21 protein-coding genes are annotated in these 25,961 nt (G+C 65.8%); 14 read left to right on the plus strand and 7 right to left on the minus strand.

Translation table 11 applies throughout. From position 1 onward, the window contains the following. Positions 1–422 precede the first annotated feature (422 nt). From AC06DU_RS01640 to AC06DU_RS01670, 7 genes are all read left to right on the plus strand, one after another. Positions 423–1,088: a TetR/AcrR family transcriptional regulator gene (locus AC06DU_RS01640; RefSeq protein ID WP_046344955.1), complete on the plus strand. Its 666-nt coding sequence runs from the start codon at positions 423–425 to the stop codon at positions 1,086–1,088. After that, complete coding sequence (locus tag AC06DU_RS01645) at positions 1,085–1,966, plus strand: NAD-dependent protein deacetylase (protein ID WP_478203369.1); 882 nt, start codon at positions 1,085–1,087, stop codon at positions 1,964–1,966. The genes AC06DU_RS01640 and AC06DU_RS01645 overlap by 4 nt, the downstream gene beginning before the upstream one ends. Positions 1,967–2,026: 60 nt before the next feature. Continuing rightward, the gene (locus AC06DU_RS01650) at positions 2,027–3,145 is read left to right on the plus strand and encodes an NADH:flavin oxidoreductase/NADH oxidase (protein WP_478203371.1); all 1,119 of its coding nucleotides are present in this window, start codon (positions 2,027–2,029) and stop codon (positions 3,143–3,145) included. Between the two features lie 37 nt (positions 3,146–3,182). Further along, positions 3,183–4,058: an NAD(P)-dependent oxidoreductase gene (locus tag AC06DU_RS01655; RefSeq protein ID WP_102250830.1), complete on the plus strand. Its 876-nt coding sequence runs from the start codon at positions 3,183–3,185 to the stop codon at positions 4,056–4,058. 372 nt (positions 4,059–4,430) lie between these two features. After that, the gene (locus AC06DU_RS01660; protein WP_047126299.1) at positions 4,431–4,823 is read left to right on the plus strand and encodes an XVIPCD domain-containing protein; all 393 of its coding nucleotides are present in this window, start codon (positions 4,431–4,433) and stop codon (positions 4,821–4,823) included. Between the two features lie 68 nt (positions 4,824–4,891). Continuing rightward, the gene (purU, locus tag AC06DU_RS01665; RefSeq protein WP_016901474.1) at positions 4,892–5,743 is read left to right on the plus strand and encodes a formyltetrahydrofolate deformylase; all 852 of its coding nucleotides are present in this window, start codon (positions 4,892–4,894) and stop codon (positions 5,741–5,743) included. A gap of 135 nt (positions 5,744–5,878) precedes the next feature. Further along, positions 5,879–7,018 carry an MFS transporter gene (locus AC06DU_RS01670; protein WP_478203373.1) on the plus strand — a complete coding sequence of 380 codons (1,140 nt, stop codon included), beginning with the start codon at positions 5,879–5,881 and terminating at the stop codon, positions 7,016–7,018. An 84-nt stretch (positions 7,019–7,102) separates the two neighbouring features. Here the strand turns inward: AC06DU_RS01670 and AC06DU_RS01675 are convergent, their stop codons facing one another. Together AC06DU_RS01675 and baeS are read right to left on the minus strand one after the other, a co-directional pair. Then, the gene (locus AC06DU_RS01675) at positions 7,103–7,813 is read right to left on the minus strand and encodes a response regulator (protein ID WP_478203375.1); all 711 of its coding nucleotides are present in this window, start codon (positions 7,811–7,813) and stop codon (positions 7,103–7,105) included. Then, positions 7,813–9,192, minus strand: a complete 1,380-nt coding sequence (baeS, locus tag AC06DU_RS01680) for a sensor histidine kinase efflux regulator BaeS (protein WP_047127867.1) — start codon at positions 9,190–9,192, stop codon at positions 7,813–7,815. Before baeS ends, AC06DU_RS01675 begins: the two co-directional genes overlap by 1 nt. A gap of 240 nt (positions 9,193–9,432) precedes the next feature. Between baeS and AC06DU_RS01685 the strand changes: the two genes are divergently transcribed. From AC06DU_RS01685 to AC06DU_RS01695, 3 genes are read left to right on the plus strand one after another with little or no spacing between them, the layout of a single operon-like run. Next, positions 9,433–10,707, plus strand: coding sequence for an efflux RND transporter periplasmic adaptor subunit (locus AC06DU_RS01685; protein WP_478203376.1), 1,275 nt, complete (start codon positions 9,433–9,435; stop codon positions 10,705–10,707). 9 nt (positions 10,708–10,716) lie between these two features. Continuing rightward, positions 10,717–13,866 carry an efflux RND transporter permease subunit gene (locus tag AC06DU_RS01690; RefSeq protein ID WP_478203378.1) on the plus strand — a complete coding sequence of 1,050 codons (3,150 nt, stop codon included), beginning with the start codon at positions 10,717–10,719 and terminating at the stop codon, positions 13,864–13,866. Beyond that, a complete protein-coding gene (locus AC06DU_RS01695; protein ID WP_478203380.1) occupies positions 13,866–15,320 on the plus strand; it encodes an efflux transporter outer membrane subunit in 1,455 nt (484 codons plus the stop codon). The genes AC06DU_RS01690 and AC06DU_RS01695 overlap by 1 nt, the downstream gene beginning before the upstream one ends. A gap of 106 nt (positions 15,321–15,426) precedes the next feature. Here AC06DU_RS01695 and AC06DU_RS01700 read toward each other — a convergent pair whose 3' ends face one another. Further along, entirely contained in the window at positions 15,427–16,356 is a 930-nt protein-coding gene (locus AC06DU_RS01700) for an AraC family transcriptional regulator (RefSeq protein WP_425522511.1), read from the minus strand. A 95-nt stretch (positions 16,357–16,451) separates the two neighbouring features. Between AC06DU_RS01700 and AC06DU_RS01705 the strand changes: the two genes are divergently transcribed. After that, positions 16,452–17,210 (plus strand): SDR family oxidoreductase, encoded by a 759-nt coding sequence (locus AC06DU_RS01705; protein ID WP_046344942.1) that lies wholly within the window; start codon positions 16,452–16,454, stop codon positions 17,208–17,210. A 960-nt stretch (positions 17,211–18,170) separates the two neighbouring features. Here the strand turns inward: AC06DU_RS01705 and AC06DU_RS01710 are convergent. The 4 genes from AC06DU_RS01710 to AC06DU_RS01725 form a co-directional block, all read right to left on the minus strand. Then, positions 18,171–20,129 (minus strand): choice-of-anchor X domain-containing protein, encoded by a 1,959-nt coding sequence (locus AC06DU_RS01710; protein WP_478203382.1) that lies wholly within the window; start codon positions 20,127–20,129, stop codon positions 18,171–18,173. A 276-nt stretch (positions 20,130–20,405) separates the two neighbouring features. Further along, positions 20,406–21,281 carry a methylenetetrahydrofolate reductase gene (locus AC06DU_RS01715; protein WP_478203384.1) on the minus strand — a complete coding sequence of 292 codons (876 nt, stop codon included), beginning with the start codon at positions 21,279–21,281 and terminating at the stop codon, positions 20,406–20,408. Positions 21,282–21,395: 114 nt separating this feature from the next. Then, positions 21,396–22,061, minus strand: coding sequence for an epoxyqueuosine reductase QueH (locus tag AC06DU_RS01720; protein WP_039517469.1), 666 nt, complete (start codon positions 22,059–22,061; stop codon positions 21,396–21,398). Next, complete coding sequence (locus tag AC06DU_RS01725) at positions 22,061–22,975, minus strand: LysR family transcriptional regulator (protein ID WP_039513234.1); 915 nt, start codon at positions 22,973–22,975, stop codon at positions 22,061–22,063. Before AC06DU_RS01725 ends, AC06DU_RS01720 begins: the two co-directional genes overlap by 1 nt. A gap of 97 nt (positions 22,976–23,072) precedes the next feature. Here AC06DU_RS01725 and msuE point away from each other — a divergent pair, with 97 nt between their 5' ends. The 3 genes from msuE to AC06DU_RS01740 all read left to right on the plus strand — a co-directional run bounded on the left by msuE (position 23,073) and on the right by AC06DU_RS01740 (position 25,877). Further along, positions 23,073–23,666 carry an FMN reductase gene (msuE, locus tag AC06DU_RS01730; protein ID WP_184515562.1) on the plus strand — a complete coding sequence of 198 codons (594 nt, stop codon included), beginning with the start codon at positions 23,073–23,075 and terminating at the stop codon, positions 23,664–23,666. 167 nt (positions 23,667–23,833) lie between these two features. Next, positions 23,834–24,817, plus strand: a complete 984-nt coding sequence (locus AC06DU_RS01735; protein ID WP_478203386.1) for a DUF1852 domain-containing protein — start codon at positions 23,834–23,836, stop codon at positions 24,815–24,817. 28 nt (positions 24,818–24,845) lie between these two features. Continuing rightward, entirely contained in the window at positions 24,846–25,877 is a 1,032-nt protein-coding gene (locus AC06DU_RS01740; protein WP_104596705.1) for a methionine synthase, read from the plus strand. The last annotated feature ends 84 nt before the right edge of the window (positions 25,878–25,961 follow it).

Genomic DNA, 25,961 nt, shown 5'->3' on the forward strand with positions numbered 1-25,961 from the left:
ATTGCGTGTGCGCCCGATCACGCTAAGTTGGCGGACCCGCGTGCCGATCTGTGACGTGGCACGTGTTTTCAAGCGGTTTCAACCGTGTGCAGCAGGTTGCCGGCTGTGCGTCATTCGGTGCGCATCACCAAGCCAATCATTCCGCCCTCGGTGTCATCGCGCCGGTGCCAGCTCGGACATCGCAAGCTGCGTCACGCTGGCAGCCGCTTGTTCGACGCTGCCTGGACCGGCGTGGCCGTCGAGATCGGTGGCGGTACGATCGTGATTGACCGCATCGGCGCATTGACCGCAAAGCCTGCGTTACGCAGTGCTTCGCCAGCAACACGGTGAAGCAATCTGGCGCTCAGCGTCGCCGTGCAGCGCCATGGGTGTGGAGCTGGAGAGGGGCGCTTGCTTGGAATCACCAAGAAGGCCCCCAGACTATGTGCCACCCATCCGTGTGTACAGTCGCCTTCGTGAGCACCTCATTCCCCCTGCCAGCACCGCGCAAGGCCCCGCAGCAAGCGCGCTCGCGCGCCACCGTGGAGGTCATCCGCCAGGCCAGCATCCAGGTGCTGGTAGCCGACGGACTGCAGGGCTGCACCACCACGCGGGTGGCCGAGCGTGCCGGCGTGTCGGTCGGCAGCGTGTACCAGTACTACCCCAATCGGCAGGCGATGTTGATCGCGTTGCTGCAGTGGCATCTGCAGGCGGTGATCGACGCGGTGGAACGGGCCTGTGCGCAACAGCACGGACGCACGCTGGCGCAGCAGTGCGAGGCCTTGGTGCATGCCTTCGTGCAGGCCAAGCTGCAGCATGTGGACGTCTCGCGCGCGCTGTACGCCATTGCCGAACTGCATGGTGGCGCCGCGCTGGGGTCGCAGGCGCGCAAGCGCTCGCAGCAGGCGTTTGCCGCTGCGCTGGCCACCGCCGCGGATGTGCGCTTCGACGATTGCGAGGCGGTGGCCGAGATCGGCATGGCGGCCATCACCGGGCCGGTGAAGAGCCTGCTCGAGGAGGGTGCGCCTGCGGTGCGGATTGCGCCGCTGCAGGCGCAACTGGTGGTGTTGCTGCACAGTTACCTCATGGCCACCGGAGTTGCGCGATGACGGCGGTAGCAGTTCAGGACAGCAACGTATTGCAGGACTTCATCGAGCGCCATCGGCGCCTGTTCGTGCTCACCGGCGCCGGTTGCAGCACCGATTCGGGCATTCCCGATTACCGCGATCTGCAAGGCGGCTGGAAGCGTCCGCAACCGGTCACCTTCCAGGCCTTCATGGGCGAGCTGTCCACGCGGCAGCGCTATTGGGCGCGCAGCCTGGTCGGCTGGCCGCGCTTCGGGCTGGCGCAACCCAATGCCACCCATCACGCATTGGCCGCACTGGAAGCGCGCGGCCAGCTGGAACTGCTGCTGACGCAAAACGTGGACCGCCTGCATCAGGCCGCCGGCAGTCAGGCGGTGATCGATCTGCATGGCCGGCTCGATGTGGTGCGCTGCATGGGCTGCGAGCGGCGCATGCCCCGTACCGAATTCCAGCTGCTGCTCGAGCACGCCAACCCCGGCTGGGCCGACCTGGACGCCGCGCAGGCGCCCGATGGCGATGCGGATCTGGACGATGTGGCCTTCGACAGTTTTGTGGTGCCGCCGTGCCCGCTGTGTGGCGGCGTGCTGAAGCCGGATGTGGTGTTCTTTGGCGAGAACGTGCCGCGCGAGCGTGTGGAGCGTGCATTTGCGCATCTGCAGGCGGCCGATGCGTTGCTGGTGGTGGGCTCGTCGCTGATGGTGTATTCGGGTTTTCGTTTCGTGCAGACCGCGGCACGCAACGGCCTGCCGATCGCCGCGCTCAACTTCGGGCGCACCCGCGCGGACGAGCTGCTCAGCCTGAAGGTCGAACAGTCGTGCGCGCAGGCGCTGGCCTTCCTGCATGCGCCGTTCGATCCGCTGTGTGCACGCAGCGTCAACGATGCCAGTGCGCGTTCGGCATGACGCAGTGATCCATTGCAGCGGTTGTGCCCACGCGCGCGGCGCAGTGCAATGGGCATCCCCGTGTCATCTGTGGATGCCCCCTTGAGCCAGCTGTTCTCCCCCATCCGCTTCGGTCCGCTTGCGCTCGCCAACCGGATCGTCATCGCCCCGATGTGCCAGTACTCCGCACAGGACGGCCGCGCCAGCGACTGGCACCGCATCCATCTGGGCACCTTGTCGCAATCCGGTGCCGGCCTGCTGATCCTGGAAGCGGCCGCGGTGCAGCCGCAGGGGCGCATCTCCTACGCCGACCTCGGCTTGTACGACGATGCCACCGAGCAGGCGCTGGGCGAGGTGCTGGACTCGGTCCGGCGTTGGTCGCCGATGCCGATCGGCATCCAACTGGCGCATGCCGGGCGCAAGGCCTCCACCGATCTGCCGTGGAACGGCGGCGAGGCGATCGCGCCGGATCACGCGCATGGCTGGCAGACCGTGTCCGCATCGGCGCTGGCGTTCCGTGACGGTCAGCCGTTGCCGCAGGCACTGGACGAGGCCGGCATCGATGCGGTGGTACAGGCCTTTGTCGATGCTGCACGACGCGCCGAACGCCTGGGCCTGGCGCTGATCGAGCTGCATGCCGCGCATGGCTATCTGATGCATCAGTTCCTGTCGCCGCTGAGCAATCAGCGCAGCGATGCGTATGGCGGTTCGCTGGAAAACCGCATGCGGCTGACGCTGCGCATCTTCGACGCGGTGCGCGCGGCGGTGTCGGACAAGATTGCCATCGGCGTGCGCATCTCCGCCACCGATTGGGTAGAGGGCGGCTGGGATCTCGAGCAGAGCCTCGCCTTGTCCAAGGCGCTGGATGCGCGCGGTGCGCACTACATCCATGTCTCCAGTGGCGGGCTGGATCCGCGCCAGCAGATTCCGGTGCAGGCGGGCTATCAGATTCCGTTTGCGCAGCAGATCAAGGCGCAGGTCAACACGCCGGTGATCGGCGTGGGCCTGATCACCGAGCCGGCGCAGGCCGAGGCGATCCTGCAGGACGGCCAGGCCGATGCGATCGCGCTGGCGCGCGGCATCCTGTACGACCCACGCTGGCCGTGGCATGCCGCGGCTGCACTGGGCGCGTCGGTCACGCCCTCGCCGCAATACCTGCGCTGCGAGCCGCGCGATGCGCGTGGCGTATTCGCCAGCTGATCCATCCGATAGACGTCATAACGAACAAGGACAACGCATGCCGATAGGATTTCTGGGCTTGGGGACGATGGGCCTGCCGATGGCGCACAACCTGCTGCGCGGCGGTTTCGAACTGCGTGTGTGGAATCGCTCGCCGGAGCGCGCGCAGTCGCTGCGCGAGGCCGGTGCCACGGTGGTGGATGCACCGCGCGACGCCGCGCACGGCCCGTTGCTGTTTTCGATGCTGGCCGACGACAACGCGGTGCGTGCCACCGTGCTGGAGCAAGGCGTGCTGGACGCGCTGCCGGCCGGCAGCGTGCACGTCAACATGGCCACCATCTCGGTGGCACTGGCGCACGAGCTGACCGCCCTGCATGCCGAACGCGGCGTGGCCTATGTGGCCGCACCGGTGCTCGGCCGGGTCGATGTGGCCGAAGCCGGCAAGCTCAACATTCTGGCCGCCGGCGACGAGGCGGCGCTGGCGCGCGTGCAGCCGATGTTCGATGTGCTCGGTCAACGCACCTGGGAGATCGGCCGCACCCCCGAGCAGGCCAATGCGGTCAAGCTGGCAGCCAACTTCTGCCTGGCCAGCGCGATCGGCGCCATGGCCGAAGCCAGCGCGCTGGCACGCGGCCACGGCGTGGATGCCACCCAGTTCCTGGGCATGCTCACCAGCACCTTGTTCGCCGCGCCCGCGTACCAGGGCTACGGCCGCCTGATCATGCAGCGCGAGTACCTGCCCGCCGGCTTCACCGCCACCCTGGGCCGCAAGGATGTGGATCTGGCGATCCAGGCCGGCGCCGACAAGCAGGTGCCGATGCCACTGGGCGAGTTGCTGCGCGCCGGCCTGGACGAGGCCATCGCGCATGGCGACGGCAACGCCGACTGGGCGGTGCTGGCAGAAGTATCGGCGCGGCGGGCCGGGCAGGCCTGATCGCAGCCTCCGCAAAGCGGAGCTAGCCACTCTCCCGTCCCGGCGGGGCGGCACGGCTTGCGCATCACTGGCGCGCGTGCCTCGGAGCGCCCGCGCTGCTAGCGCGGGCCGGGGGTTGGGGTGATGGGACGAGGCGACGCTCACGTGCAGCAGATTTCGCACGCCGTCAGCTCCATCTGCTCCCCACTCTCACGCCGCTTCGCTTCACAGCAACACGGTCCACCTCTTGCTCACCTCAACATGCAGCAGACCTTCTAAAATGCCGGCTCGTGACAGCCGCCGCTCCAGGGAGGATGCGATGCGACACCTGCATATCACGCTCGGTTCGACCGAGCGCACACCGCGCGCACCGACCTGCGCCGGTGGGACACGATGACCGCCGTACCGGTCGTCGACCAGGGCCCGGTGGGCCCGGACCATCCCGAGCATCCGGACCACTATCTGTTCGCGCAGATCCGCGAAGCGGTGGCCGCGCTCGATGCCGAGTTGAACAAACCCACCGACGAGGCCAGCGTGCGCATGGCCGCGCGCCTGCTGCCGCTGGCCAAGCAACATGGCTTCGACCAAGTGGATCACGTGGTGCTCAGTCGGCACGTCGGCGAGGTGGGCGAGAACGTGTTTCTGGTGCGTGGCGAGCTCGCCGATCCGGCGCATCTGCGTGCGCACATCACCACCCAGGAAGCGATGGAGACCTCGGTGGAGGCATCGATGGCGCAACTGGACGAGATCAATCGGCGGCTGATGCTGCGCCTGCCGCCGCGCTGAGTCGCAGCGGAAAGTTACGGGCGCAAGCACTGCGCCCGCAGCCGGGCGCATTGGCTATCATTGTGCCGATGCGCTCCGACTACATCCTCACCCTGTCCTGCCCCGACCGCACCGGCATCGTCTATCGCGTGACCGGGCTGCTGTTTGATCTGGCCTGCAACATCCTCGACGCACAGCAGTTCGGCGACGACGAAAGTGGCCGCTTCTTTCTGCGCGTGCACTTCGACAAACCGCCGGGCACCGACATTGCCGGGCTGGAACGCCGCTTTGCGCAGCTGGCTGATGAATTCCAGATGGACTGGCAGCTGCACGATGCGCGCCGTCGCGCGCGGCTGCTGGTGCTGGTGAGCAAGCAGGGGCATTGCCTCAACGATCTGCTGTTCCGCATGCATAGCCGGCAATTGCCGGTGGATATCGCGGCGGTGGTGTCCAACCACGCCGACTTCGCGCCGCTGGCCGCCTCCTATGGCATCGCCTTCCACCATCTGCCGGTGAGCGCCGACACGCGCGCCGCGCAGGAAGCGCAGCTGCTTGCGCTGGTCGAGGCGCTGCAGATCGATCTGGTGGTGCTGGCGCGCTACATGCAGATTCTTTCGCCCGCGTTGTGCCGCGCATTGGCAGGGCGGGCGATCAATATCCATCACAGCTTCCTGCCCAGCTTCAAGGGCGCGCAGCCGTATCACCAGGCGCACGCACGCGGGGTCAAGATCATCGGTGCCACCGCGCATTACGTCACCGAAGATCTGGACGAAGGCCCGATCATCGAACAGGACGTGGCGCGCGTGGATCACGCGATGACGCCGCGCGATCTGGTGCGGCTGGGCAGCGATACCGAATCGCTGGTGCTTGCGCGTGCGGTGCGTCGCCATGTCGAGCATCGCATCGTGCTCAATGGCCATCGCACGGTGGTGTTTCGCTAGCGCACCGTCGCATATCCCCACGGACGGTTGCAGCACGCGCAAGGGAGCCGTGGTCGGGCCAGGTCCGGCCAGCGAGCGCGCGGGACTGGTGCCACCGTCGCACTCTCCTTGCCGCTTCCTTCTGGAATTTTTTGCATGTCGCTAATCCCCGGCTCCAGCGCTCGCGCGCAACAGCACGCCACCCGCGCGGCGTTCTTCATTCCCGGCTTTGCTGCCGCGGTCTGGGCGGTGTTGGTGCCATTCGCCAAGGCCAGGACCGGCGTGGACGATGGCGCGCTTGGCCTGATCCTGCTGTGCCTGGGAGCAGGCTCGTTCCTGGCGATGCCGCTGGCCGGCGCGGTGTCGGCGCGCTTCGGTTTCCGTGCGGTCATGGCGGTGACGTCGGCGCTGATCTGCCTCAGCCTGCCGTTGCTGGCGGTGGTCGCCGATCCGTGGTTGCTGGGCGCGGTGCTGTTCGTGTTCGGCGCCGGCGTGGGCGCGATGGATTGCGCGATGAACATGCAGGCGGTGGTGGTCGAGCGCGATGCCGGGCGCGCGATGATGTCGGGATTCCATGCGTTTTTCAGCATCGGCGGGTTTGTCGGTGCCGGCGCGATGACCTTGCTGCTGTCTGCGCAGCTTTCCCCGTCGAGCGCGGCGGTTGCCGGGGTGATCACCATGCTGCCTGTCGCCGTGGCGTCGGTGCGCCACTGGCGGACCGAGCGCGTTGCGCAACAGGGGCCGTTGCTGGCGCTGCCCAGGGGCATCGTGCTGTTCATCGGCATCCTGGCGTTTGTGGTGTTCCTGGCCGAAGGCACCATTCTGGACTGGAGCTCGGTGTTCCTGGCCGATGTGCACCAGGTCGAACCGAGCACCGCCGGCGTGGGCTACGTGGTGTTTGCATTGACCATGACGGTGACGCGCCTGCTGGGCGATGCGGTGGTGGAGCGCCTGGGGCGCATGCGCTCGATCGTGGTGGGCGCGCTGCTGGCCGGCGCGGGCTTCTGCGTGCTTACGCTGGTGAGCCCATGGCAGGCCTCGTTGGCCGGTTACGTATTGGTCGGCCTGGGCTGCGCCAATATCGTGCCGGCCCTGTTCTCGTTGGCCGGCAACCAGACGCGCATGCCGGAGAGCATCGCCATCACTGCGGTCACCACACTGGGCTATGCCGGCATCCTGGCCGGGCCGGCGCTGATCGGTTTCGCCGCGCATGGCATCGGCCTGGTCGGCGCCTTGCTCGGTGTTGCGGTGCTGATGGTGGGCGTGGCGGTGTCGACGCGGTGGTTGAAGGTGTGAGTGTTGGGGGTCGCGTGCCTGTGGTTGCTGGGGTGTCGGGAGTGCGTCGCGCGCAGGCACGCTCCGACGAAGGGGGGATATTGATTACGCTTCGGTGGGTAGATACTCGAAGCGATAGCCCACGCCGTAGACCGAGCGCACCCATTCTTCGCCGCCGACCTCGGCCAGCTTGCGGCGCAGGTTCTTGATGTGGCTGTCCACGGTGCGATCGGTGACGATGCGGTGGTCCACATACACGTGGTCCATCAACTGTTCGCGCGAGTAGACGCGCCCCGGCGCTGCGCACAGCGTGCGCAGCAGGCGGAACTCGACCTGGGTCAGATCCAGGTCGCGCCCGGCCACACTGGCGCGGCAGGCGGCCTCATCGATCAGCAATCCATGCGTGGGCACCGCATTGGGATCGTGCCGGTGGCGGCGCAGCACCGCGCGCACCCGTGCAATCACCTCGCGCGGGCTGAACGGCTTGCAGATGTAGTCGTCGGCACCGATCTCCAGCCCGAGCAGGCGGTCGATCTCTTCGGCGCGCGCGGTCACCATGATCACCGGCACAGCGCCGAGGCTGCGCAGCTCGCGGCAGATGTCCATGCCATCGCGATTGGGCAGCATCAGGTCCAGCAGGACCAGATCCGGCGACTGCGCGCGAAACGCGGCAATCGCCTGCGCACCATCGGCCACCCAATGATGCGAATAACCGGCCGCGTGCAGATACTCGCCCAGCACCGCGGCCAGGCGCGGTTCGTCTTCGACGATCAGCACGTGTGCGTTCGGTGCTGCGGTGGTGGCGGTGTCGTCCATCAGGCCTCCAGGGCCGGCAGCCGCAGCGTCACGCGCAGGCCGCCCAGGGGCGAAGCGGTGGCGTGGATCTCGCCGTCGTGCGCGCCGACGATATTGCGGCAGATCGCCAGGCCCAGCCCGCTGCCGCCGCTGGCGCGATTACGCGAGCCTTCCACGCGATAGAAGCGCTCGAACAGGCGATCGAGCTTGTCTGCCGGCACGCCGGGCGCGCTGTCTTCGATCACGATCTCCACCAGGTGCGCGCGCCGTGCGCACTGCACCCGCAACTGGCCGCCGGCATCGGTGTAGCGCAAGGCGTTTTCCAGCAGGTTGGAGAGCAGCTGCTGCAGGCGACGCTCGTCGCCGTCGACATGCAACGGCGCAGTGATGCCGTGGGCCTGCAGCGTGAGCCCGGCTGCGGCAATGCGCGTGTGCATGCCGGCCAACGTGGACTGCAGCACCACACTCAGATCGATCGGCGCGCGCCGGTAGGCCAGCGCGCCGACATCGGTGAGCGACAGATCGTAGAGATCCTCGATCAGCTTGCCGAGCTGGCCGACCTCCTGGTGCAACGAGGTCAGCGATTCGCGCGTCATCGGCCGGATGCCGTCCTGCAGCGCTTCCAGCTCGGCGCGCAGCACCGCCAGCGGCGTGCGCAACTCGTGCGAGACATCGGCCATGAAATCGCGACGCGCACGTTCGTTGTTGTCCAGTGCCTGCGCCAGCTGGTTGAAGTCGCGCGCGAGCTGGTCGAGCTCATCGCGCATGCGCGCCTCCAGTCGCGTGCCGTAGTCGCCGGCCGCCAGGCGATGGGTTGCCGCGGTCAGGCTGCGCACGCGCCGCAGCAAGGTGCGCGACAGCAGCCAGCCGAACAGCGCGGCCACCACGATGGACGCCGCGCCGACAGTCCACCAAAGACGTTGCTGGGCCTGGTAGAAGCGCGCGTCGTTGGCGGTCAGCACCTTCTCGAAGGGCAGCATGCCCATCCAGCCCACCGTCTGCCCGTTTACCACCACCGGGCGCAGCGTGTCGGTGCGGCTGACGTCGGGGTTGCCGATGATCACCCGGTAGTCGCGATCCAGCAGCGCGAAACGAAACACCGCGCCGGTCTGATCGGAGATCGGTGGTGCGCGTGGCGGCAGGTTTTGCGGCAGCTCCGGGCGCATCAGCACGAACCAGGCGTCGGGATTGTCGCGGATGAAGTTCCAGTCGCCGTGCTTGGCGTAGTCGGCCTGCACGCGCGGCAACACTTCCAGCATCCGCTCGATGCCCTGCTCGCTGAGATAGTCGAGAAACTGCTTCCTGAGCAACAGCTGCCCGGCCAGGCCATTGATCAGCAGCACTGCAATGCAGGCGCTGAGGATTGCGAGGAAGAGTTTGGCGGTGATTCCGAGTTTCATCGAGGCTGGGACAACCTTGTTGCGAACGAGGTCAGGCACGCAGGTGCGCTTGCTGCAAGCATGGCAGGTTGCAGCAGCAGCGACTGCAGCTGCCGATGCAGCGCATGTCGTGCACAACCGTATTGGGACTTCATTGAACCCCGAAAGCAAGCGCCTGCTGTCTGTCGATGCAAATCTTCAAATTTGCTCCATATTCGCAGCGTAGCGTGCGCATCCTCCGATCACTCCCGAGTGCGCCGTATGCGTTGCGTTGCTTCCTCCCGTTCTGCCGTGGTGCCGCGTCAGTGGCTGCTGGCCGCCATGATCACCATCGCAATGGCGGCGTGTTCGCCTGCGCAAGCGCCGCAGCAGCGGCAAGTGGAAGTGGGCGTGCAACGCGTGGACGTGCAGCGCCTGGCGCTGGACCAGACGCTGCCCGGGCGCACCGTGGCCTATCAAAGCGCGCAGGTGCGCCCGCAAGTGGGCGGCATCCTGCGCAAGCGGCTGTTCACCGAAGGCGAGCAGGTGCAGGCCGGGCAGGTGCTGTACCAGATCGAGCCGGCGCCGTTCCAGGCTGCGTATGCGTCCGCGCAAGGCGAACTGGCGCAGGCCGAAGCGGCGGTACTGTCGGCCAGGCCCAAGGCGCAGCGGTATCAGACGCTGGTCAAGCTGGATGCGGTCAGCCAGCAGGACGGCGACGACGCCACCGCCACCTTGCGTCAGAACGAAGCCGCAGTCACCGCGGCCAGGGCGGCGTTGCAGACCGCAAAGCTCAATCTGGATTTCACCCGCATCACCGCGCCGATCAGCGGCCGTATCGGCACCTCGAGCTTCACCCCGGGCGCGCTGGTCACCGCCGACCAGACCGATGTGCTCACCACCATCAACCAGCTCGATCCGATCTATGTGGATGTCAGTCAGTCCAGCGCGCAGCTGCTGCAGCTGCGGCGCAAGCTCGATGCCGGCCAGCTCAAGGCGGTCGATGGCAAGGCCGAGGTCAAGCTGTTGCTGGAAGACGGCACTGCCTACGCGCGCACCGGCACGCTGGAAGTGGTGGATACCGCGGTGGATGCCACCACCGGCACGGTGAAACTGCGTGCGGTGATTCCGAATCCCGACCATTTGCTGCTGCCCGGCATGTACGTCAAGGCGGTGCTGTCGATGGCGGTCAACGAGCAGGCGATCCTGGTGCCGCAACAGGCCGTCACCCGCAACAGCAAGGGCGAGGCGGTGGCGATGGTGGTCGGCGCCGATGGCAAGGTGGCGCAGCGCGTGCTCAAGACCGGCGATGCGGTGGGCGATCGCTGGGTGGTCAGCGAAGGGCTGTCTGCGGGCGAGAGCGTGATCGTGCAGGGCCTGCAGAAGATCCAGGTCGGCATGCCGGTGAAGACGCGCGAGGTGAGCGCCACCACAGCTACCCCAGCGGCAGCACCGAGTGCAGCTGCTGCAGTCGCACCGGGCGCACCCGCCGCCGCTGCGCGTGCGGCCACGCCGACGCCTGCAGCGCCGGCCAGCGCCACGCCCAAGGCCGACTGAGGAACTCCCATGGCTCGTTTCTTCATCGACCGTCCCATCTTCGCGTGGGTCATCGCCATCGTCATCACGCTGGCCGGCGCGATCTCGATCTTCTCGCTGCCGCTGGAGCAATACCCGGACATCGCACCGCCCTCGGTGACGGTCAGTGCGACCTATACCGGTGCCTCCGCAGAGACCGTGCAGAACTCGGTCACGCAGATCCTCGAACAGCAGATGACAGGCCTGGACAATCTGCTCTACATGTCCTCCAGCAGCAGCTCGGCGGGCACCGCGCAACTCACGCTGACCTTCGAGTCCGGCACCGACCCGGACACCGCGCAGGTGCAGGTGCAGAACAAGGTGTCGCAAGGCGAGGCGCTGCTGCCCGACGAGGTCAAGACCAATGGCGTGACCGTGACCAAGTCGGCCAGCGGCAGCATGTTCATGGTGCTGGCCTTCACTTCCGAAGACGGCAGCATGGACAGCACCGACATCGGCGACTACATGGTGTCCTCGTTGCAGGACCCGATCAGCCGCCTCAACGGCATCGGCAGCGTCAACGTGTTCGGTGCCGAGTACGCGATGCGCGTCTGGCTGGATCCGGAGAAACTGCACACCTACGCATTGATGCCCTCGGATGTCAGCAGCGCGATCGCCGCGCAGAACGCCGATGTCTCGTCGGGCGCGCTGGGTGCATTGCCGGCGCTGCAGGGCCAGCAGTTGAATGCCACGGTGACCTCGCGCAGCAAGCTGCGCACACCGGCGCAGTTCGAGAACATCGTGCTCAAGTCCGATGCCGGCGGCGCCACGGTGTACCTGCGCGATGTCGCGCGGGTGGAGCTGGGCTCGGAATCCTACGGCTCCAGTTCCAAGTTCAACGGCAAGGCCGCCTCGGGCATGGGCCTGCAGCTGGCGACCGGTGCCAATGCGCTGGACGCGGCCAAGCTGGTGGAAGCCAAGCTGGATGCGCTCAAGCCGTATTTTCCGGCCGGCCTGAAGTACGAGGTCGCCTACGACACCACGCCGTTCGTGCGCATCTCCATCGAGGAAGTGGTCAAGACCCTGATCGAAGCGATCGTGCTGGTGGTCGTGGTGATGTACCTGTTCCTGCAGAACTGGCGTGCCACGCTGGTACCGGTGATCGCGGTGCCGGTGGTGCTGATGGGCACCTTCGGGGTGTTGTCGCTGCTGGGCTTTTCGATCAACACGCTGACCATGTTCGCGATGGTGCTGGCGATCGGCCTGCTGGTGGACGATGCCATCGTGGTGGTGGAAAACGTCGAGCGCCTGATGGCCGAGCAGGGCATGTCGCCGCGCGAGGCCACGCACACCTCGATGGGCCAGATCACCGGCGCCCTGGTCGGCATCGCGCTGGTGCTCACGGCGGTGTTCCTGCCGATGGCCTTCTTCGGCGGCGCCACCGGCGAGATCTATCGGCAGTTCTCGGTGACCATTGCCGCGGCGATGATCCTGTCGCTGGTGGTCGCGCTGACCCTGAGTCCGGCGCTGTGCGCCACCTTGCTCAAGCCCATCGACAAGGGCGGCCATGTCTCGCGCAAGGGCGCGCTGGGCACCTTCTTCACCTGGTTCAACACCCGCTTCGATCGCGGTACCGAGCGCTATGGGCGTGGCGTGGAGCGCGTGGTCGGCCATCGCAAGCTCGGCTCGCTGGTCTACGCGCTGTTGCTGGTGGTGCTTGGCCTGCTGTTCTGGCGCTTGCCCAGCGCGTTCCTGCCCGAGGAAGACCAGGGCATGCTGATGGTGATGTTCAGTGCGCCGGCCGGTGCCACCCAGCAACGCACCCAGCAGTCGATCGACCAGGCTACCGCGTTCATCCTCAAGCAGCCGGAAGTGCAGGGCATCATGACCATCTCCGGTTTCAGCCTGGCCGGCAGCAGCCAGAACTCGGGCATGGGCTTTATCCGCCTGAAGGATTGGGCCGACCGCGAGGGTTCGGCGCAGGAGGTGGCCCAGCGCATCACCGGCGCGATGATGATGACGCTGCCCGACGCGCAGGTGTTTGCATTGACGCCGCCGGCCATCAACGGGCTGGGTACCAGTTCCGGTTTCACCCTGCAGCTGCAGGATGCCGCCGGCAACGGCCACGAGGCGCTGGTGGAAGCACGCAAGCAGTTGCTGCAGCTGGCCAACGGCAATCAGAACCTGATGGCGGTGCGCTTCAACGGCCTGGACGACGCGCCGACCTACCGCGTGCAGATCGACGATGCCAAGGCCGGCGCGCTGGGCGTGGCCGCAGCCGACATCAACACCACGCTCTCCACGGTGATGGGCGGGCGCTACGTCAACGATTTTCTCAACAACAACCGGGTCAAGCGCGTGTACGTGCAGGGCGAAGCGTCCGCACGCATGCTGCCCGGCGATATCGACCGCTGGTACGTGCGCAACAGCGACGCCGCCATGGTGCCGTTCTCCGCGTTCGCCAGCAGCGCCTGGGCGTATGCGCCGCAGGTGTTGACCCGCTTCAACGGCAGCGAATCGATGGAGATCACCGGCAGCGCCGCATCCGGCATCAGCTCGGGCGATGCGATGACCGCGGTCGCCGGCGAAGTGGACGGCATGGGCAAGGGCGTGGGCTACGCCTGGTCGGGCATGTCGTATCAGGAACAGGCCGCCGGCACCCAGACCTGGATGTTGTATGCGGTGTCGCTGGTGTTCGTGTTCCTGTGCCTGGCCGCGTTGTACGAGAGCTGGTCGATCCCGATTTCGGTGATGCTGGCGGTGCCGGTGGGCATCGTCGGCGCGCTGCTCGCGACCTGGATGCGCGGGCTGTCCAATGACATCTATTTCCAGGTCGGCCTGCTGGCAACGATGGGCCTGGCCGCCAAGAACGGCATCCTGATCGTGGAGTTCGCCAAGGAGCTGGAAGAGAAAGGCCAGCCCTTGATCGAGGCCACCCTGCACGCCGCACGCATGCGCCTGCGCCCGATCCTGATGACCTCGCTGGCCTTCATGCTCGGCGTGCTGCCGATGGTGATCAGCAGCGGCGCCGGCTCCGGCGGACGCCATTCGCTGGGCACCGGCGTGCTCGGCGGCACGCTGGCCTCCACCGTGCTGGGCATCTTCTTCGTGCCGTTGTTCTACGTGATGGTGCGCAGCCTGTTTCCCGGCAAGGCTGCCACGCACTCCCCCGTCGCTTCCACCTCCGAGGTAACGCCATGATGCGCACGACATCCCTCAGCCTGGCGGTGGCCTGTGCCATCGCATTGAGCGGCTGCGTCAGCATGGCGCCGCAATATGCGCGCCCGGACGCACCGGTACCTGGCGTGGTCGGCGACACCGGCCGCGCGACCCATGGCGACAGTGCCGATGGCCGCACTACCGCTGCGGCTGGGCTGGACTGGCGGCAGGTGCTGGTCGATGCGCGCCTGCAACAGGTGGTCGCACTGGCGCTGGACAACAACCGCGACCTGCGCGTGGCCGTGCTCAATATCGAGCAGGCACGTGCGCAGTACCGCATCCAGCGTGCGGACCTGTTTCCGGCGGTGGACGCCAGCGTCTCGCACACGGCGCAACGTGCTGCGGCCGCGACCAGTTTCACCGGCGCGCCGCAGATCATCCGCAGCGCCACCGGGCAGGTGGGGATCAGCAGCTGGGAGCTGGACCTGTTCGGGCGCATCCGCAGCCTCAAGAACGAAGCGCTGGAAACCTATCTGGCCAGCGAGCAGACCCAGCGCAGCACCCGCCTGAGCCTGGTGGCCGAAGTGGCCAGCGACTGGCTCACCGTGGCCGCCGATCAGCAGCGGCTGGCACTTGCCCAGCAGACCCTGGAGAGCCAGCGCAAGACGCTGCGCCTGACCGAATTGCAGCACGACAACGGCATCGTCTCCGGGCTGGATCTGGCGCAGATCCAGACCAGCGTGGAAAGCGCGCGCGCCGATGTCGCCAGCTTCACCACCCAGCTGGCGCAGTCGCGCAATGCGCTGAACCTGGTCGTGGGCACGTCGGTACCGGCGGCGTTGTTGCCGGCTGCCGATGCGATCGAGAGCGGCGTGGCATTGGCACCGTTGCCGGCGCAGCTGGAATCGCGCGTGCTGTTGCAGCGCCCGGACGTATTGTCGGCCGAGCACACGCTCAAGGCCGCCAACGCCGACATCGGCGCAGCGCGTGCGGCGTTCTTCCCCACCATCTCGCTGACCGGCAATGTCGGGCGCGGCAGCGATGCCTTGTCCAGCCTGTTCGATGGCGACCACACCTGGTCGTTCACGCCCAGCGTAAGCCTGCCGATCTTCCGCGCCGGCGCCCTGAAGGCCGAACTGGATGTGGCCAAGCTGCAGAAGGACATCACCATCGCCCAATACGAACTGGCGATCCAGACCGCCTTCAGTGAAGTGGCCGACGCGCTGGCCGAGCGCACCCAGCTGGACGAACGCATGGACGCGCAGCGCGCCCTGGTGGATGCGGCACAACGCGGTTTCACCCTGTCGGATGCGCGCTACTGCAATGGCGTGGACAGTTATCTGGTGGCGCTGGACGCGCAGCGCTCGCTCTACAGCGCACAGCAGACCTTGATCAGCCTGCGGCTGACCGAAGCAAGCAACCGGGTGACCTTGTACAAGGTGCTCGGCGGCGGCGCCGATGCGCAATCGCAACAGCCACCGGTAGCGCAACAGTAGTCATGCATCGATGCGCCAGTGCGAGGGCACTTGCCTGCAGTTGCAGCTGTTTCTCACTGCAGCTGCAGGCGGCACTGCGCGCTCGGGTCTGGCACACCTGATGCCGTTACAAAGCGTCTGCAGACATTGCAGACATTGCAGCACGCTCGCGCGCGTACTGCGATGGTGGGCTGCCGGTATGGCGGGTGAAGGCAACGCTGAAACTGCTTGCCGAGCCATACCCCACACGCTGCGCGGCTTGCGCTACGCCAAGCCCTTGTTCTGACAGAAGCGTCTTTGCCAGCGCCATGCGCCATGCCAGCAGATATTCCATCGGCGCCATGCCCATTGCCCGGTTGAAGCGCGCAAAGAACGATGATCTCGACAGCGCCGCTTCCTTGGCCAATGCATCGACCGTCCACGCATGCGCCGGTGCACCGTGCAGTGCACGCATTGCCGCCGCCAGCCGCGCGTCGGATAACGCGCGCACCAGTCCTGGCGTCGTGTCGCTCGCTGTCAGCGAGCGTAATGCTTCAATCAACAGCACCTCCAACAGCCGCGCAAGCACCACCTCGCGTGCGGGCCGGGTTGCACGTGCCTCTTCGCCAACCAGAGTCACCAGCGTGGTAAGTCGCGGCTCGCTGCGCACATGCACCAGCCGGGGCAGCAGCGACACCAGTAGCGCGGCATCGGGCGAGCCGAAGCTGCAATGCCCAATCACGATGCGAAGATCCGCCGGGCCGTCCTGCGCGCCGATACGGAAAGTGCCATCGCCCATGTTGGTCGGCACCGTGTGGGCCTGCCCGGTCGACGCCTGCAGGCTGGAGAGCGTGACGGCCAGCATGGCCGGTGCCAGCACGAAGTCGCCTGCTTCAAGAACACGCGCCTCGCCATCTTCGAGCGTCAGCCGGCACGTCCCTTCGATCACTGCGCAATAAAACGGGCCTGGCGCATCGGAGCGGTGTGCCGACCACGCACCGGCGCCCACGACAAGCTTGGAAAACCGTGCCGCCGGCCTGAGCAGCAGGACAACCTCGGTAAGCGGGTCAGGCAGCATTGGACTCTCGCAAATGAATTAAGCACTTTAGAATATCGCAAGTACGATGTTTGACGCCTAACGTATACCCCTCACAACATCACCGAGGGCGCTTCATGCAAACCGTACTCATCACTGGTTGCTCATCCGGCTTTGGCTTGGCGACCGCCAATTACTTCCTAGAGCGCGACTGGAATGTGGTCGCCACCATGCGCACTCCACGCGAAGACCTGTTTCCTGCGTCGCCACGAATGAGGGTGTTGCAGCTCGATGTCACCGATGCCGCGAGCATCCAGGCCGCGATCGCTGCGGCCGGCACGGTCGACGTTCTCGTCAACAATGCAGGCTCCGGTGCGCCCGCGCCGCTGGAACTGGCAAGCCTGCAGTCGGTGCGTGATCTGTTCGAGACCAATACCTTCGGCACGCTTGCGGTAACCCAGGCGGTCTTGCCGCAGATGCGTGCGCGCCACGCCGGGGTCATCGTCAACGTGTCGTCGAGCGCAACGCTCAAACCCCTCCCACTGATCGGTGCCTACCGCGCAGCCAAGGCCGCGGTGAATGCGCTGAGCGAATCGCTGGCCGCCGAGCTGGAGGACTTCGGTATCCGCGTGCGCATCGTCTCGCCGGGCTCGTGCGGGGAGACGGAATTTCGTGCCAATGCCCGCGCGGGTCTTCGCGGTCTTGATGACGAGGTCTATGGAACGTTTATGCAACAGACGATGGCGCGCATGAGCGCATCCGCCGGCCCCGAAACGCAGTCGATCGATGTCGCGCAGGCCATATGGCGCGCAGCCACCGATCCGGCCGCGCCGATGTTTATTCCTGCAGGCGCGGATGCAGAACTGTGGGCTTCCGAAGCGGCTTGGAGTGGCTAGTAAAACCTTTCGACCGCTGTACCGAAATCAAAAGCTGAGTCGGTCGAGTGTGCGGTGCCCTCACCACTTGCGGGACACGCCGTGAACCCATCCCTGGGGGCTCGGTGGCGGCATCCATGCCGCCACACGGTCCCGCAATCGGCGAGGACACCGCACCAGAGAGTTGATCGGTATCTTTGTTTAAAACCCTGCACACCGACTATCTCGACTGGTCCTTGCCCGCCCACCGTCGCGGGACTTTACGCGGCATGGATGCCGCGTAAGAGCTAACAAGGACGTACTTGCAGCGTGTCCTGCGATGGTGGGCGGGCAAGGGCCCTGCAGCAAACCCGCAGATCAGCAGCTCTACACCTGATCTATCCACATAGTCCAAGTGCATCGCGACACCACGCATAAAGCAACCAAGCCTTCGAAGCCTAGCTTCGTCAAGGCGCGCTCCGAGCCTTGAGTCAAAAGCTTAGGTGAGTCGAGCGTGCGATGTCCTCACCGCTTGCGGGACACGCCGTGAATCCATCCGTGGAGGCTCCTCGGCGGCATCCATGCCGCCGAGGGTCCCGCAACCGGCAAGGACACCGCACCAGAGAGTTGGTCGGCTGCTTTCTTAAGAGCTTGTTGCTCGGCTTGCGGTGGCAAATCAACAGTCTGTGGCTTGTGTGTTGAAAGCCCGCCTGTTGCTCGGGTTGGGATGGAAAAATGGTGAGGGGTTGATCGAACGTACGGTGATTCGATCAGCGCAGTTCATGCACCGCTTGCAACCACGTACACCGACCATCTCAATGGGTCCTTGCCCGCTCACCGTCGCGGGACCTTACGCGGCATGGATGCCGCGTAAGAGCCTACATGGACGTACGTGCGGCGTGTCCCGCGAGGGTGGGCGGGCAAGGGCCTTGCAACCAAGCCGCAGATCATCCGCTCTAGAAACCGATGCACCCACAGCGTTCAATCATTGCTAGAACCGCATCACTTCGCCGCGTTGGCGTTCATCACCGCATTGCGGCTGGCATCCAGGTACTGCGCCGGGTCGCGCATGCCTGTGGTGTGGCATTGCCCGGTGGTGTGGCCGCGATTGACGCCGCCCGGCAGCTGCGCGTTGACCTGCTCCACGGTGCCATCTTCCGGGTCGTTCAGTACCAGGTCCGAGGCCGCGTTGCAGTAGTCGTTGGTGTACCAGTTGGTCTTGGCGAACGAGGTCGTGTAGTAGTTGACCTTGGCGCGCGCATCGGCCGGAATACCGGCCAGCCAGGCTTTGGCGCCGTCGTAGGTCATGTCGGTATTGGTGCCGCAACCCACGCCGAACCACGAGCCCACCGCCGCCAGAATGCCGGATAGATTGGTGCCCTGGTACGGCGTGCCGACCGACTGCATCACCCGCCCACCTGTAGCGTTATCCAGCCCGCTCCAGTAGTAGGTATATAGATGCAGCGCGGCCATGCCGCCCTGGCTGTGCGCCACTGTTGCGAACGAGGACCACTGACTGGCGAACTGCGCCAAGCGCTGTGCGAACTGGTCGTTGCTGCGGTTCTGTTTGGCATCAAGGAACGAGGACGCATTGGTGAACTGCGCCTGCGGCCACACGCCGTTGGAGCAATAGCCGTGCACCAGCACCAGTTGCGACCCCGCGGCCTGCGGTTGCGCCATCGCAGTGGCACGGGCCAGCGTCGTCGGACGTGGCCCCATGCGCATGCTTTCGTCGATCGCGGCGGCAGAGCGCGCGATGCTGGCGCGGCGCAACGCGGGCAGCTGCAACGGCAGCGTGTCGGCCTGTACCAGCGGGATGTAATGGTCCGGGTCTTCGATGCGCAGCCCGCGCAGCGTAAACGGCGCACGCGCGCCCGCACGCGCGACCCAGCGTTCGTCCAGGCTCAACGGCAGCTGGCCTTGCTGCGGCGTCAGCATGCCGCCGATCCATGCCACCGGCACGTCCTTGCCCTTGGCATCGGTGCCCCAGACCTGGCCAAACACGCGGTAATGCGATGGTGCCTTGCCGCGCGCGACGACCGGCAAGGCAATGCTGAGCCGGGTGCCGTCGGCAGCGCGTGCGCTGAGCGCGTTGCCGAGCAGACGCAGGGAGGTATCCAGCACCGGCAACACATGCTCGCTGGTGCGCACGAACGGCTGCCCGGTCTGGTCGCGACCGCGCACGATCACCTGTGCGATCCAGGTGCCTTCGGCTGTCGGTTGGAACGTGCCGCCATACACGCCATCGCCGGCAGCACCGTCGTCGTGCTGCCCGTCATCGGCCATCGGCAGCGTGCGGATGCCGCCTTGCGGGTCGATCACACGCAGGCTCGCTGTCTCGATCTGCCCCGCCTGCGCGGCCAGCAAGCTCGCGCCGCCTGCATCGTTGCCGCTGAGCAAGGCGTTGAGCGTCAGCGACTGGCCGACCTGCTGCCGACGATGGCGCGGGTACGAGGCCAGCTGCGTGCGCGCATCGCCTTCCATCAGCACATACCCGCGTTGCGCCACCGGCGCCGCCGATTGCAGCGTCAGCGCCCAGTTGCCGTTCTGCGCGGACTCCACCGCGTAACGCATGCCGCTGGTGCCGCTCTCGGCGCTGCCCAACAGTGTGCGTTGTGCCTGCAACTGCGGTGCAACAGCAGCGGCACGTGCACCGGCAACGCGTGGTGCAGTCACCGCCGCCTCCCACGGCTGGTCGCCGGCCAGCACCATGAAACGCAGATGGCCGTTTTCCACCGGCAAGGTGCCTTGCCAGCGTGCGGACTTGCCGGCCGGCGTCAACTCCACCGGCAGCAAGGCGCTCTTGGACAGGATCGCCGACTCGGCCGGATCGGGCGCGCGCATCTGCGCGAATTCCTCCGGTGGGCCAGCCAGTTGCTTGGGTTGCAGCTCGGCCGCGGCAAGCGGCGTGGAGACCAGCGACAGGGTGCACAGTAAGGACAACAGCGACGGCTTCGGCATGGCGACATCTCTCCTTGAACGTTGCAGAAGCGATGCCGCCGCGCACGGCAACGGCATCGGATGCAGCGCCCCCTCGCCGCGATTCACCGATGGTTATACCGCGCGCTTGTGACAGGTCTGCTGTGCGCTGCAACACCTCACGCGCAGCAAACAAACCGCCAGGAATGAAAAGTACAGACTGTGATCGAGGTCGTGGACATGTCGATGTCCACGACGCATCGCCGGATGAAAGTCAGAGGTCTGCAGATGCTGCGCGGGCGCCGGATGTGGCGGGTTTCAGTCCGCCCGGCCGCGTGCGGTAAGGGAGCGGTACTGCTCCACCCACGCGACAGTCTGTGCGATGCCACCGAAGGGATAGAAGTGCATGCGGACCTCGCCGTGCGCATCAGTCAGGCCAGTGGCCAGCCGTTCCACAAAACGATCCGGCCCTGCGGTGCCCAACAGCTTGCCGAGCGAGATGCCGTATTTGGACAGCATCGATGCGCATGCGCCGACACCGCAGCTGGCGGCATAGCGTGCGAGCACCGCCACGCCGGCAGGACCGGGTACGCCCACACGCACGGGATGTGCAATGCCGTGCGCGCGCAGCGCCTGCAACCACGTCAGCACGATGTCGGCATCGAACGCGAACTGGGTGACGATCAGCGGCGCCATGCCGCGCTCGGCGATGCTGCGACACTTGCGCTGCAGCACCTCCCATCGATCGGCTGCAGGCATGCTTGGATGCCCTTCCGGATGCCCCGCCACGGCGATGGTCCGGATGCCGGAGCGCTCAAAGATCCCGGTATCGATCAGCGACAAGCTGTCCGGAAACGGCCCGAGCGGAGCAGGCGGATCGCCCGCAATCAGCAGGCAGCGCTCGACGCCGGCGTCATCGACGGCGCGGCTGACGAAGGCGTGTAGCTGCTCGCGCGAGGCGATACGGCGCGCGGACAGGTGCGGCATCGGCTGAAAGCCGAGTGCGCGCACCATCCGTGCCGCGGCCAGCCGCGCATCGTCGTCCTGGTTGGGCAGGTAGGGGATGGCAATGGTTGCGCCACGCGTGATCCGGGGCGCCGCTGCAGCCAGCCCGGCAATGTGCTTTGCGCTGACCTCCAGCGAATAGGCCTCGGTGATGGTGCTGGCGAGGCTGGGCGTGTCCGGGTCGATCAAGGGTGTTGCCGTCCTGTCGTGGTGATTGGCTGCGCCGCTGCGTCAGCCCCGATCGAGCGGGCAGGGGCCAAGAGCACATCGAGATCCCGGCCGCGCCCCAAGACCCGCCTGCACTCAATCGTCCTGTTCCGCATCGCCGTAGAATTTCACGCCCAATTGAATGCGGTTGCGCCCGCTTTCCACGCGGTGCCGGTTGGTGTCCCGCAGCGAATAGACGCAGCCGCAGTATTCCTGCTGGTAGAAGTTCTCGCGCTTGCTGATCTCGACCATGCGCGAAGAACCGCCGCCCTTGCGCCAGTTGTATTCCCAGTACATCAAGCCGGGATACCTGGCCGCAGCGCGCACGCCGCAGTCGTTGATCTGCTGCATGTTCTTCCAGCGCGAGATGCCCAGGGAGCTGGTGATCACCGGAAAGCCGTGCTCGTGCGCATACAGCGCGGTGCGTTCGAAGCGCATGTCGAAGCACATGGTGCAACGTACGCCGCGCTCGGGTTCGTTCTCCATCCCGCGGGCCCGCTCGAACCAGTTGTCCCGATCATAGTCGGCATCGACGAAGGGCACGCCGCACTGCTCGGCAAAGCGGATGTTCTCGTCCTTGCGCAGCTCGTATTCCTTGCGCGGATGAATGTTGGGGTTGTAGAAGAAGATGGTGTAGTCGACGCCGGACGCCAGCATGGCCTCCATCACCTCGCCGGAGCATGGCGCGCAGCAGGAATGCAGCAACACCTTGTCGTGGCCGGCAGGCAGGGGGAGTGGTGTGCGGGTTGCGGTGGTATCCATCAGTGGGCTCCGGATGTCGTGGCGGTGCCATTGGCAGGCTGGCGGGCCAGTTCGATGAAGGCGCGCAGGTAGTCGACGGCGATATCCGCCTCGCGTGCGCCCAGGAAGATCTGCTTGGGGATGCCGCGCGCACCCAGCCGCACCGGCACCACGTCCATCCTGGCGGCGTATTCCTCCACCAGCCAGCGTGGCATGGCGGCCACGCCGCGGCCACTGGCCACCATCTGCATCATGATGTCGGTGGTTTCGATGGCCTTGTGGCGCCTGGGCGTGACACCGGCCGGCAGCAGGAACTGGCTGTAGATGTCCAGGCGCTCAAGGTCCACCGGATAGCTGATGAGCACCTCGCGTGTGAGCTGCTGCGGCTTGACGTAGGCGGCCGACGCCAGCGCATGGCCCTTGGCCACGACCAGCACCTGCTCGTAGTCGAACACCGGCTCGAACCGCAGCCCGGGCTTGTACAGTGGGTCGGGCGTGACCAGCAGATCGATCTCGTAGCCGAACAGCGCGCCGATACCGCCGAACTGGAACTTCTGCTTGACGTCCACATCCACATCCGGCCAGGTGGCCAGATAGGGCGCCACCAGCTTGAGCAGCCACTGGTAGCAGGGATGGCATTCCATGCCGATGCGCAGCGCGCCGCGTTCGCCCTGTGCGAACTGGCCCAGGCGCTCCTCGGCCAGGTCCAGCTGCGGCAGCACCCGGTTCGCCACCGCCAGCAGGTACTGGCCGGCCTGGGTCAGGCGCAGGTTGCGTCCTTCGCGCAGCCACACGTCGGTGCCCAGCTGTTGCTCCAGCTTCTTCATGCTGTGGCTCAGCGCCGACTGGGTCAGGTTCAGCACGCCGGCAGCGGCGGTCAGCGAGCCCTGCTGCTCGACCTGCTGGACGATGGTGAGATGGATGCGCTCAAGCATTCAGATGATCCGAATTCATGGATTGTTGAAATAACACCATTTTACTTCATTGAATACGAGCCCTAGCATCGGGGTTCGTCGTTTCAGGTTCACCCGCATGACTGTCAACGTGCCACCCCCCCTCCGCGTCGTCGCGGTCTCCGGCGGGCTGCAGCGCCCCTCCAAGGCCGTCGCCCTGGCCGAACACCTGCTGGCGCTGATCGCCGCTGCCGTGCCGTGCGAGCAACATCTGGTCGAACTCGGGGCGTTGGCGCCGCAGTTCGCCGGTGCGGTCTGGCGCTCGCAGCTGCCGGCAACGGTGGAGCAGGAACTTGCCGCCGTGGAGCAGGCGGACGTGGTGGTGGTGACCACGCCGGTCTATCGCGGCTCCTACACCGGCCTGTTCAAGCACTTCTTCGACTTCATCCACCAGGATGCCTTGATCGACACCCCGGTGCTGTTGGCGGCAACCGGCGGCAGCGAGCGCCATGCGCTGGTGATCGACCACCAGTTGCGGCCACTTTTCAGCTTCTTCCAGGCGCGCACATTGCCGCTGGGCGTTTACGCCACCGACCGCGACTTCCTGGACTACCGCGTGCACAACGAAGCACTGGCCGAGCGGGCCAGGCTGGCGGTACAGCGCGCGCTGCCGCTGATCGCATTGACGCGGCAGGCAGGTGCCATCGCCGCAGAAAACGTGGCCGCGGCCTGAGGCCACCCGGCTACGGTTGCGCGGCGGGCCACCACACCCTTCGCCGGCTACAGGATCGGTTGGCAACTGTCCGCAGATCCAGAGTCCCGGCATCCATCCAGCAGGAATCCCCCCTGCGCCGAGACCTGCGCTCGTAATCAATTTCGGAAACAAGGCGTCAGCTTGCAATGACTCAGGAATTCACCTTCAGCATCAAACGTCAGCGGTTTGACGAGGACTACCGTCCTGCGGCCAACACGCGCAACACGACAAACTTTGCCAACCTGGCCAGGGGCCAGCGTCGGCAGGATAACCTGCGTAACACGCTTGCGATGATCAACAACCGCTGCAACGACCTGGCGCATTGGGATAACCCCACCCGCGACCGCTACGCGGTGGAGCTGGACATCATCTCTGTCGAGATGAACATCGGCGAGAACGAAAGTAATGACGCATTCCCGTTGATCGAGATATTGAAGCCCAGCATCCTCGACAAGACGAGCGGCGCGCGCATCGATGGCATCGCAGGGAATAATTTCTCCTCCTACGTGCGCGACTACGATTTCAGCGTGCTGCTGCCGGCGCACAATCAGGACGCATCCGGCTTCAGCATCCCGAACGATTTCGGCAGCCTGCACGGAAAGCTGTTCAAGCACTTCGTGGACTCGGATGCCTATACGGCGCGTTTCGCCAAGCCGCCGGTCATCTGCATCAGCGTCTCCAGCAGCAGGGTCTATCACCGAACCGGCAACCGGCACCCCGTGCTCGGCATCGAATACCGGCAGGACGAATTTTCCCTGACCGATCGCTACTTCGAGAAGATGGGCCTGCAGGTGCGCTATTTCATGCCTCCCAACAGTGTCGCCCCGCTGGCTTTTTACTTCTTCGGCGACCTGCTCAACGACTACACCAATCTGGAGCTGATCGGCACCATCAGCACCATGGAGACGTTCCAGAAGATTTACCGCCCGGAAATCTACAACGCCAATTCCGCGGCGGGGGCCGTCTACCAGCCGAGCCTGAAGCATCAGGATTATTCCTCTACCCAGATCGTCTACGACCGGGAAGAGCGTAGCCAGCTAGCGGTGACGCAGGGCAAATTCACCGAGGAGCACTTCATCAGGCCCTACGGCAAGATTCTCGCGCAGTGGGTTTCCCACCACGCTGTCTGATCAACAAGAACGCAAGACACCACTCATCATGAAAAAGCTGCTCCCTACCTCCACCGCCGGCAGCCTGCCCAAGCCGTCCTGGCTCGCGCAGCCGGAGAAACTCTGGTCTCCCTGGAAGCTGCAGGACGAGGAACTGATCGAAGGCAAGCAGGATGCATTGCGCCTGTCGCTGCAGGAACAGCAGCACGCCGGCATCGATATCGTCAGCGACGGCGAGCAGACCCGCCAGCATTTCGTCACCACCTTCATCGAGCACCTCAGCGGCGTCGATTTCGAAAAGCGCGAAACCGTCAGGATCCGCAATCGCTATGACGCCAGCGTCCCCACCGTCGTTGGCGCGGTGAGCCGCCCCAGGCCGGTGTTCGTGGACGATGCCAGGTTCCTGCGCGAGCAGACCCGCCAGCCGATCAAATGGGCGCTGCCTGGCCCCATGACGATGATCGACACCCTCTTTGACGCGCACTACAAAAGCCGCGAAAAGCTGGCGTGGGAATTTGCCGTCATCCTCAACCAGGAAGCCAGGGAGCTTGAAGCGGCCGGCGTGGACATCATCCAGTTTGACGAGCCGGCCTTCAATGTCTTCTTCGACGAGGTCAACGACTGGGGTGTTGCCACCCTCGAGCGTGCGGTCGAAGGACTCAAGTGCGAGACCGCCGTCCACATCTGCTACGGCTACGGCATCAAGGCCAATACCGACTGGAAGCAGACCCTGGGGTCGGAGTGGCGTCAGTACGAAGAGTCGTTTCCCAAGCTGCAGACATCCACGCTCGACATCATCTCGCTGGAGTGCCACAACTCGCACGTGCCGATCGACCTGATCGAACTGGTGCGCGGCAAGAAGGTGATGGTCGGGGCCATCGATGTGGCGAGCAATACGATCGAAACGCCGGAAGAAGTGGCCGACACGCTGCGCAAGGCGCTGCGCTTTGTCGATGCCGACAAGCTCTACCCGTCCACCAACTGCGGGATGGCGCCTCTGGCCCGGGACGTTGCAAGAGGCAAGCTCAAGGCCCTCAGCGCAGGCGCAGACATCATTCGCGCAGAACTGGCAGCCCGCTAGCGCGCCGGTGCTGGGCTGGTGCGGCGGCCGAAGCAACAGGGCCGCGGCTAGCGTCGTCCTGCCGACGCACGTCGCCACCACGGC

The organism is Xanthomonas sp. NCPPB 3200, assembly GCF_056393585.1.

Bases quoted from the DNA above. Each gene is read 5' to 3' on its own strand.
- AC06DU_RS01640 (WP_046344955.1), top strand. From the start codon at position 423: ATGTGCCACCCATCCGTGTGTACAGTCGCCTTCGTGAGCACCTCATTC.
- AC06DU_RS01645 (WP_478203369.1), top strand. From the start codon at position 1,085: ATGACGGCGGTAGCAGTTCAGGACAGCAACGTATTGCAGGACTTCATC.
- AC06DU_RS01655 (WP_102250830.1), top strand. From the start codon at position 3,183: ATGCCGATAGGATTTCTGGGCTTGGGGACGATGGGCCTGCCGATGGCG.
- AC06DU_RS01660 (WP_047126299.1), top strand. From the start codon at position 4,431: ATGACCGCCGTACCGGTCGTCGACCAGGGCCCGGTGGGCCCGGACCAT.
- purU (WP_016901474.1), top strand. From the start codon at position 4,892: ATGCGCTCCGACTACATCCTCACCCTGTCCTGCCCCGACCGCACCGGC.
- AC06DU_RS01670 (WP_478203373.1), top strand. From the start codon at position 5,879: ATGTCGCTAATCCCCGGCTCCAGCGCTCGCGCGCAACAGCACGCCACC.
- AC06DU_RS01675 (WP_478203375.1), bottom strand. From the start codon at position 7,813: ATGGACGACACCGCCACCACCGCAGCACCGAACGCACACGTGCTGATC.
- baeS (WP_047127867.1), bottom strand. From the start codon at position 9,192: ATGAAACTCGGAATCACCGCCAAACTCTTCCTCGCAATCCTCAGCGCC.
- AC06DU_RS01685 (WP_478203376.1), top strand. From the start codon at position 9,433: ATGCGTTGCGTTGCTTCCTCCCGTTCTGCCGTGGTGCCGCGTCAGTGG.
- AC06DU_RS01690 (WP_478203378.1), top strand. From the start codon at position 10,717: ATGGCTCGTTTCTTCATCGACCGTCCCATCTTCGCGTGGGTCATCGCC.
- AC06DU_RS01695 (WP_478203380.1), top strand. From the start codon at position 13,866: ATGCGCACGACATCCCTCAGCCTGGCGGTGGCCTGTGCCATCGCATTG.
- AC06DU_RS01700 (WP_425522511.1), bottom strand. From the start codon at position 16,356: ATGCTGCCTGACCCGCTTACCGAGGTTGTCCTGCTGCTCAGGCCGGCG.
- AC06DU_RS01705 (WP_046344942.1), top strand. From the start codon at position 16,452: ATGCAAACCGTACTCATCACTGGTTGCTCATCCGGCTTTGGCTTGGCG.
- AC06DU_RS01710 (WP_478203382.1), bottom strand. From the start codon at position 20,129: ATGCCGAAGCCGTCGCTGTTGTCCTTACTGTGCACCCTGTCGCTGGTC.
- AC06DU_RS01720 (WP_039517469.1), bottom strand. From the start codon at position 22,061: ATGGATACCACCGCAACCCGCACACCACTCCCCCTGCCTGCCGGCCAC.
- AC06DU_RS01725 (WP_039513234.1), bottom strand. From the start codon at position 22,975: ATGCTTGAGCGCATCCATCTCACCATCGTCCAGCAGGTCGAGCAGCAG.
- msuE (WP_184515562.1), top strand. From the start codon at position 23,073: ATGACTGTCAACGTGCCACCCCCCCTCCGCGTCGTCGCGGTCTCCGGC.
- AC06DU_RS01735 (WP_478203386.1), top strand. From the start codon at position 23,834: ATGACTCAGGAATTCACCTTCAGCATCAAACGTCAGCGGTTTGACGAG.
- AC06DU_RS01740 (WP_104596705.1), top strand. From the start codon at position 24,846: ATGAAAAAGCTGCTCCCTACCTCCACCGCCGGCAGCCTGCCCAAGCCG.